This is a genomic window from uncultured Cyclobacterium sp. (assembly GCF_963976465.1).
GTDB lineage: Bacteria > Bacteroidota > Bacteroidia > Cytophagales > Cyclobacteriaceae > Cyclobacterium.
Genome location: NZ_CAXBOC010000459.1, coordinates 1 through 4,575 on the forward strand (window position 1 = coordinate 1; position 4,575 = coordinate 4,575).

The 4,575-nt window shown below is 37.6% G+C and carries 5 protein-coding genes and 1 tRNA gene; 2 read left to right on the plus strand and 4 right to left on the minus strand.

Annotated features, from left to right (window positions below; all coding sequences use genetic code 11):
- Together AAC037_RS20215 and AAC037_RS20220 are read left to right on the plus strand one after the other, a co-directional pair.
- Window positions 1-335, plus strand: a 335-nt coding sequence (locus tag AAC037_RS20215; protein WP_339905156.1) for an SAM hydroxide adenosyltransferase, incomplete at its 5' end; no start/stop codon positions are given.
- Window positions 336-501: 166 nt separating this feature from the next.
- Window positions 502-583, plus strand: a tRNA-Leu gene (locus AAC037_RS20220).
- Between the two features lie 169 nt (window positions 584-752).
- Here the strand turns inward: AAC037_RS20220 and AAC037_RS20225 are convergent.
- The 4 genes from AAC037_RS20225 to AAC037_RS20240 all read right to left on the minus strand — a co-directional run.
- On the minus strand, window positions 753-1,496 hold the full coding sequence (locus AAC037_RS20225; RefSeq protein ID WP_303611627.1) for an FRG domain-containing protein: 744 nt from the start codon (window positions 1,494-1,496) through the stop codon (window positions 753-755).
- A gap of 497 nt (window positions 1,497-1,993) precedes the next feature.
- A complete protein-coding gene (locus AAC037_RS20230; RefSeq protein ID WP_339905157.1) occupies window positions 1,994-2,326 on the minus strand; it encodes a helix-turn-helix transcriptional regulator in 333 nt (110 codons plus the stop codon).
- Window position 2,327: 1 nt separating this feature from the next.
- Window positions 2,328-2,885 carry a hypothetical protein gene (locus AAC037_RS20235; RefSeq protein WP_339905158.1) on the minus strand — a complete coding sequence of 186 codons (558 nt, stop codon included), beginning with the start codon at window positions 2,883-2,885 and terminating at the stop codon, window positions 2,328-2,330.
- A 208-nt stretch (window positions 2,886-3,093) separates the two neighbouring features.
- A partial coding sequence (locus AAC037_RS20240) for a type I restriction-modification enzyme R subunit C-terminal domain-containing protein (protein WP_339905159.1) occupies window positions 3,094-4,575 on the minus strand: 1,482 nt, incomplete at its 5' end.

Genomic DNA, 4,575 nt, shown 5'->3' on the forward strand with positions numbered 1-4,575 from the left:
CTTTACAAGCCATCAAAAAGATGATGGGAAGACACTTTAAGGCGAGCAAGAAACAAATAGTAGGCTATGTGCTCCGGGTAGACATCTATGGCAACCTGATCACCAATATTCCCAAGGAGGTCTTTGAGAAATTAAATCCGGGGAAATTTGAAATTGTTTTTGGCAGGGAATCCCTTCAGCAACTTCAAACCAATTACGATGAAGTTGAACCCGGCGATTGTTGGGCGTTCTTCAATAGCTTGGATTTATTGGAAATTGGCATTAACCATGGGCATGGGGCAGAATTATTAGGTTTAAGGTACGACAGTCCTATTTTTATCAATTTTGAAGTTTAAATTTTTGATAATTAATGGATTAACCCATTGGCAGTATCGGCCTTGTGTGATTGGGCCATAAAAAAGATAAAAAATCGAGGTTTCGGAGGGGCAAAATATTTGTTTGTAAAAAATTCTTTGCCCATATTTGCATCCCGTTCAGCAAGGAACGGGAAATACCCCACTTGCCCAGGTGGCGGAACTGGTAGACGCGTTGGTCTCAAACACCAATGCCTTCGGGCGTGCCGGTTCGATTCCGGCCCTGGGTACACAAAACCCCTTCAGATGTGAATTTGGAGGGGTTTTTTTCGTTTTTTGGCAAACCATTGGCAAACCATTTAGAGGAAAGAGAATTTTATACGCCAGTAAATCAAATATATAGTTTTATTTTTTTCACTACCTAAAAAAAATACAGCTTCTTCCAAGCTGTGGTTTAAATTAAAATTTACTATTTCTTGAGTGCTCTGTTGTTACTTCATATTTTATCTTTTGAGTAATACCATCTATACCTGGATAAACTAATCCTTTATGAATTCCAAGAAAGTATAGTTCATTCAAAATTTTTATTTTATGCTGTTTTTTTATTAGAATTCTACGGAATGAATTATGAGAAGACTTTTGGTTGTCAAACGGGACAAATGGTTTTCGATCTTCCGGTAAATCGTGTATTGTAAAGCATCCCAACTGATTCGTCACCCTTGGTGAAATATGATTTGGCAACAGAATACACGTAGAAATTTCAGTGTTAATCCTACGTGCTATGAAAGTACTTTGAGGTTTGCAATTATTTGTAGAAGCCACACCAAAACACCATACATTAGCATTTTTTGAATTCATATAATTTTCAACGGCAAAGTATAATGCAATCAATGGACTTTCTGTCCAGTCTAAAAGACGGGTTGGCAAGCCATGATGCTGGGCTAAAGTTAACCATTCTTCTTCACTTTTTGGTGTGATTTTTAAATAAGGCAGAGCTTCCCTTTTGAAGGAATCCATCATATATTTTTCAATGTCTTTCCAATTAGAAAAAGTATCGGATACATTTAGTCTGTACAAACCCGGAACCAAGGTAAAACTAGAATCTCCATGTCCTCTAAAGAACCATTGGGCGATATCTTGGTTTTCAAAATTCTGTACTAAATTCAGAAATTCTATTACACTAGTTATTTTTTCCGTTTTCATTCAATGAATTACTTTTTTTATTTAATATACAAAATCATCTTTACAATGATTTATTTTAAATGGTAATAAGACCTATATTTCTTATAAAAAAGAGATCAATAATTTTAAAAATAATGATATTCCTATAATTTCGGTTGGTTTCTTCTTAACCATTCTTTATTAAAATCCACTTTTAGTATCCAGACGGTTTTAGGTAAAAATTACCCCTTTTTTTGACTGTATTACAAGTTGGAAAAACATGCTTTGCCGTGGTTGCTGCAAATTGAAGAAAAAGGCGACAATCAACATGTTTTAAGAAGTGGAGACCCGGCACCCAATACCAAAATCTTTTCCTCAAATTTTTTTGATAATAAATCACTCAGATCTGGATCGGCAAGCAAGGGTGGGTAAAAAAGCCCACTTTGCAGCGGGCTTTTTAAATTTTCACCTCTTTCAAAAAAAAAAGACTATTCTTCCTTTTTATTATAATCTGGCGGCGTTGGCTCCTTTACCAAGGTTTATTTATCCTTTAGCACCACTTCTTCATCCGACTGGATTACTCTTACTAACTCTACTCCAAGCACGTTTTCAAGCTTGCAAATTGTTTCAAGCTTGAAATTTTCTTCACCTTTTACATACTTACTCACTTGTTGCGGAGATACGCCCAATTCTTTAGCAAGACGGTTTTTCTTCCACCCCTTTTTCTCCAAAGCATCTAAAATCCTAAATGCAATGGCACTTGATTTATTCAACCACCCTCTGTTAGCCTTTCTCCACTCTACTTTTTGCTTCCAGGAGGAAACAGGAGATTTTACTATAGCTTCTTCAATCTTATTGTTAAATGCTGACATATTAATTTACATCTATATAACTGAAAGTGACCTCTGGATTATTTTTGTCTAGGAATGATTTCACAAGCTCCAGCTTGTTTAACTCATCCTTAGTATCCTTAGTATGGGGCCTAACCTCCATTCTGTCGGTTAACTTAATTGCTCCTCCGGTTATGATAATCTTTTCTTTATATCTTATGGCATAAATCCGCAAATAACTTTTGCGTTTTTCTTCTCTTGCCTTTAATTTTTGTAATTCATAAAGTTCAGAAGCCAATTCCCTATTATCAAGTGGCTTGAAAAATTTTGCAAGCGCATCGGTTTCTTCATCTTCAGCCAATTCATACAATTTCTCAAAGAGTTTGTCCGCAAGCTGTTTGGCCTGCTCGACAAGCGTATTAAGTTTACTGCGACCGTATTTGGCATAATAATCATCTTTAAACTTCCCGAAAAATTCTCGAAGAAATTCGGTTGAGCTCCATTGTCCTTGAATTGTTTCCAAAGCATCTAGCTCTTGACCATCATACTTAACAGTCAACAACTTGGTATTTGGGAGCTCAAAGATAGGGACTATTTTCATATTATCAACCTACAGGTTTACTTTTTAGTTCTTTTATATAGAAAAAAATTTACAATTATAATTAAAACTCATTTCGAAAATTCACTATTTGATCCTCTTCTAAATCTATTGATTAATAAATCCCTTTAACCAATCACCCAAAAAAAATGCAAAGATTAGTTTTTTAACATATAACATTCCTAATCGATTCAAATAACTCAATCATACCTCACCCCGCATCCACATTCCCATTGATCCTGTCCAAAATACTGATAATCTTGGTAACCTGTGCATCATCAAACAAGCCAAAAGGGCCGCTGTCATTTATATCTTTGAAAGGGGATTCAAACAGGGCTCTTTTGTCAATCACCCCATTCTGAGTCAAATACCCAATGATCAAATCTAAAAATTTGATCTGTGCGGCATTAAGGTTGTGTTGCTGAATAAATTCTGCGAAAGCAGCTTGTACCGCTTCTTTATCCAAACCAATCAACTCTCTTATAAAATAAGCCAAAGTTTTCCCTTTGCCCTCCTTTTCAAATTCCTCTCTGGAACCTACCTCTTCGGCATTGAAAAAGATAGCCTGGAGTTGAGCAAGTTCTGCTGCTGTGATGGGCTGGTTATTTTTGATTTTACTAATTACCAAATGATCCTTGTGCGCTTCCAAATAACGCTCCACTCTCCTTCTGTAGGGTTCAAGCGTACTGTCCCGGACAATATCCCTTTCTTCTATTTTGGAGAGATCCAGGTAGTCCTGAAAATGCGTCTCGATGATAGGTTGATCTATTTCATCCATAAACTGCATTAACTCACGTAGTGCCACCCGCACTTCATCCAAATTAACTACATTTGCCTGCTGCAGGCAGCCTTCCATCAGCACCTTTTTAATGGTAGGCATTCCGGCTTCCACTAAGGGTATATTCCCCTTCTTTTCCAATACCCGGCAGGCTGTAGTGAGTCGGTTCTCATATTTAGCAGTGACTCTTCCACCTTTAAGTGCCAGCTCATAATTGAGCATCAACACATCAAATCCTCGGGCAGCCACATGATCGCTTTCGTCCGGGCTAAGCAAGGGGACAATATGCTCTGCTATTTCTTGTAATTTGGAAGGACCAATATCCATCCATTCTTCCTTTTTCCTGTATTTCTCTACAAATTCCAAATGGTGCCTGACCACAAAGTTTTTATCATTCAATGCGACCACCTGGGAATGAAGCAAATCGATTAAGGTTTCTGCAAAATCATTTTCCGGTTTACTGCCGGACTGACGAAGAGCAAGTGCCAAGTCAATCCTCAACTGAAAGGCTTGCTGGGTCAAAGAAAGACCAACCGATCCTCCACTTGCCTCCGGATTGACTTCAAAAAACTCGAAATTCTCGCAATAATCAAATATTAAAAAACTTTCTTTATCCTTCTCCGGGCCAAATAAATTGGGTCTCAATCGGGTCCCACGCCCTATCATCTGCCAAAACTTCACTACTGACCTGACAGGCTTAAAAAACACCAAATTCACCACTCGTGGCGCATCTACCCCTGTATCCATCATGTCTACAGAAATGGCTATTTGCGGCTCTTTCACTTCCTTGTTAAGCACAAATCGCTCGAGAAGATCCTGAGCTTTTTCAGTTTGGTTGTCAATCACCCTGCAAAACTTTCCTGAATATTCAGGGTAATTCTTATTGAAACGCTCCTCTATATAAATTGCGTGCTG

What these genes read in the sequence shown, in the direction of transcription:
- AAC037_RS20225 (WP_303611627.1), bottom strand. Translation starts at nt 1,496, where the DNA reads ATGAAAACGGAAAAAATAACTAGTGTAATAGAATTTCTGAATTTAGTA.
- AAC037_RS20235 (WP_339905158.1), bottom strand. Translation starts at nt 2,885, where the DNA reads ATGAAAATAGTCCCTATCTTTGAGCTCCCAAATACCAAGTTGTTGACT.
- AAC037_RS20230 (WP_339905157.1), bottom strand. Translation starts at nt 2,326, where the DNA reads ATGTCAGCATTTAACAATAAGATTGAAGAAGCTATAGTAAAATCTCCT.